Source organism: uncultured Acetobacterium sp., from assembly GCF_927416815.1.
Lineage (GTDB): Bacteria > Bacillota > Clostridia > Eubacteriales > Eubacteriaceae > Acetobacterium.
In genome coordinates this window covers 1-3122 of record NZ_CAKMJU010000112.1, presented here as the reverse complement: position 1 = coordinate 3122, position 3122 = coordinate 1, and the positions used below count along the sequence as shown (strand labels likewise).

The following is a 3122-nucleotide window of genomic DNA, read 5'->3' as shown; positions in this document are numbered from 1 at the left end:
TGGGAATAGGCGCTGGTTCGCATACCGATGGACAATTATTGATCTATGCCGATATGGTTGGCTACTATGATGATTTCACCCCTAAATTTGTTAAAAAATATGCCAATGTTGGAGCAGAGTTATTAAAAGGATTTACTGCTTTCTGTGACGAAGTCCGTAATGGTGCATTTCCTGATGATGGGGTGCATACCTATGTGATTGCCGATGAAGAAGCAGCTGAACTGGAAAAGCTATTAGCTGAAGTTAAATAAAGATTAAGGAGAAAATAATGAGTGTACAAAAAATTTATGATGCCATTTTGGAATTAGAAGACGAAGAAGTCGAAGCAGCAGTACAGGAAGCGATTGATGCTGGGGTTGATACCAGTGTCATTTTAAATGAGGGACTGATCGGCGCAATGGACGAGGTCGGCCGATTATTTTCTGCAGGAACCCTATTTGTGCCGGAAATGCTGATGGCCGCCAATGTGATGAAATTGGGCTTAGATATGATCAAACCACTTTTAAAAGGCGATAACAGCGGCAGAGGGATCGTGATTATTGGAACGGTTGCTGGAGATCGCCACGATATCGGCAAAAATCTGGTCTCAATGATGATGGAAGGGGCTGGTTTTGAAGTGATTGATCTGGGCATTGATGTGCCTGCTGAAAAATTCATTGAAGCCGCCAAAGAAAAAAATGCCGATCTGATTTGTTTATCGGCACTCTTAACAACCACCATGGCAGCCATGGGCGAAGCTGTTGCCGCCATTAAAAGCTCTGGTTTACCAGTCAAAACAATGGTTGGCGGCGCTCCCGTGGGTCAGGATTTTGCCAACGATATTGGCGCTGATGGTTATGCCCCGGATGCCGGTGAAGCGGTACTTTTAGGCAGAAACCTGATGGCTTCTTAAACGGGGCGCGCAATGATTATCGTTGGAGAACTAATTAACGCCAGCCGCAAAGCGGTTGGGGATGCCATTAAGCGAGAAGACCAGGACTTTATAAGAAAACTGGCTATCGATCAAGCCGAAGCCGGAGCGACCTATATTGATGTCAACGCCGGTATATTTGTCGGTAAAGAAGGCCACTACATGGAATGGCTGATCGAAAATATTAAAGCAGTGACAAAGCTGCCCTGCTCAGTCGATAGTCCCGATCCGAAAGTGATCGAACAGGGCTTAAAACTTAACGGAGATGATGTGATGATCAACTCCATATCGTTAGAAAAAGATCGGCTCGATGCGATTTTACCGCTTGTTGCCGGAACCCCTTATAAAATAGTAGCGCTCTGTATGGATGATGAAAAAATGCCGGAAACCACCGATCAACGGCTAAAAATTGCCGATCAGCTGATCAACAAACTGGTTCAAAACAATGTCAAGCTCGAAAATATCTTTGTAGACCCATTGGTACAGCCGATTTCTACCGATAAAAGCTATGGCATGGGTTTTATTGATTCGGTTTCTGAAATTATGAAAACCTATCAAGGCATTCATACCATCTGTGGCTTATCAAACATTTCCTATGGTTTGCCAGAAAGAAAATTCCTCAATCGTAATTTTGCGGTGATGGCGATTGCTAAAGGACTCGATGGACTGTTAATCGACCCCCTGGATAAAAAGATGATGTCGAGCATTTGCGCGGCTGAAACATTGGCAGGACGAGATGATTTTAACGTAAAATACCTGAAGGCTTATCGAAAGAAAATGCTGGAAGTTTAACTTTAATAAACTTGAATCAATCTAATTAAATTTAAAGACAAGATCACAATGTTTGTGTGGCAAGCGAGCGTCTTAGAAAAGAATTAATAGTTGTTTCAGGCACTCTTAAACGGAGTGCCTTTTTAAAATAAACTGCGTCAGGGCGAGGGGAGAAGGGATGTCATTAGGGGTTTTTGCAGCAATTGGAGCAGCCTTGTTAGCCGGCACGATACCGGTATTAACAAAATTGTTAATACTAGATGGTATCGGTGCGACGACAATACTGTTTTATCGGTATGCATTTATTTTTATCCTATTAGGATTGGTCTTTTTAATAAAAAAGAAAAATATTCGCGTATCACAAAAACAATTTTTTGAGCTTGCTATTTTCTCAATATTTGGCTATAGTGGCGCGACCTTTCTGTTGATTCAGGCATTTTCTTTTATGCCCGTCGGACTGGCAAGTATGCTATACTTCTCTTACCCGTTTTTCGTTTTTATTATGATGACGATCGTCTTTAAAGAAAAACCCAAGCGGTTAAAAATTTTGGCGCTGTTGATTGTCGTCGTCGGGATTGCATTTCTGATGAACTTTAAGCTCAGTTCATTAAACATTGGGAGCCTGTTAGCACTGGGGTCAGGACTGGCCTATGGCATCTATCTGGTGGGACTGCAGAAAAGCAGTCTTAAGGAAATCGATAATTCCGTCATTATCTTTTATCTGGGTGGAATCAGTGCCCTGTTATTAGGCACCTATGGTTTTATTTACAGCGATAATTCACTACTATCGGGCTTAACGATAAAAAGACTCTTGCTGACAATGACCTTAGCGATTATTACGGTTGTGGTATTGCAAATGGTCACCTTTGCGATAAAAAAAATTGGCTCGACCGAAACGTCATTGATTATTGCCTTTGAAGCAGTGGTAAGCTTAATTCTCAGTATTATATTTTTTAATGAACCGTGGAATGGCAATACCCTTGCGGGAGCGGTGCTGATGTTGATTGCGGTGATTCTGGTCAGTCGCACAGCTGATTCGAACAGATCTTTAGGATGACAAAAAAATGGATTTTGTGATTAATCGATATGAGAACAGGAGAGACAAATGATTATTATTGGAGAAAAAATTAATGGTACCATTCCAGCGGTGAAAGAAGCGATCGAAAAAAGAGATGCCGGATTTATTGCTGATCGGGCAGTAAAACAGACAGAGGCCGGCGCCGATTTTATCGACGTATGCGCCAGTACCGCACCAGAATACGAAATTGAAACCCTGAAATGGTTGATTGAAGTGGTTCAGCCTGGATTCCCGTAACTCATAACTAGGAATGACGAAGAGACCACTCTAAACGGTTGATTTTACTGGCTTTGAAGGCATTTTGTATTGACGTTATCCTAGTTATGTGTTATCATATACATAACTAGGAGGTGGCACAATGGC

4 protein-coding genes and 1 pseudogene are annotated in these 3122 nt (G+C 42.0%); all 5 read left to right on the top strand.

All coding sequences use genetic code 11. The annotated features are described in order from the left end of the window. Window positions 1-251: 3-methyl-2-oxobutanoate hydroxymethyltransferase (locus QZ998_RS14205; RefSeq protein ID WP_296561496.1), on the top strand; the 251-nt coding region annotated here is incomplete at its 5' end. A 17-nt stretch (window positions 252-268) separates the two neighbouring features. Further along, a complete protein-coding gene (locus tag QZ998_RS14200; RefSeq protein ID WP_296561495.1) occupies window positions 269-892 on the top strand; it encodes a corrinoid protein in 624 nt (207 codons plus the stop codon). A 12-nt stretch (window positions 893-904) separates the two neighbouring features. Next, window positions 905-1702: a dihydropteroate synthase gene (locus tag QZ998_RS14195; protein ID WP_296561494.1), complete on the top strand. Its 798-nt coding sequence runs from the start codon at window positions 905-907 to the stop codon at window positions 1700-1702. Between the two features lie 157 nt (window positions 1703-1859). Continuing rightward, complete coding sequence (locus tag QZ998_RS14190; RefSeq protein WP_296561492.1) at window positions 1860-2738, top strand: DMT family transporter; 879 nt, start codon at window positions 1860-1862, stop codon at window positions 2736-2738. A 48-nt stretch (window positions 2739-2786) separates the two neighbouring features. Continuing rightward, window positions 2787-2981, top strand: a pseudogene (locus QZ998_RS14185) (methyltetrahydrofolate cobalamin methyltransferase); the annotation flags it as partial. Window positions 2982-3122 lie beyond the last annotated feature (141 nt).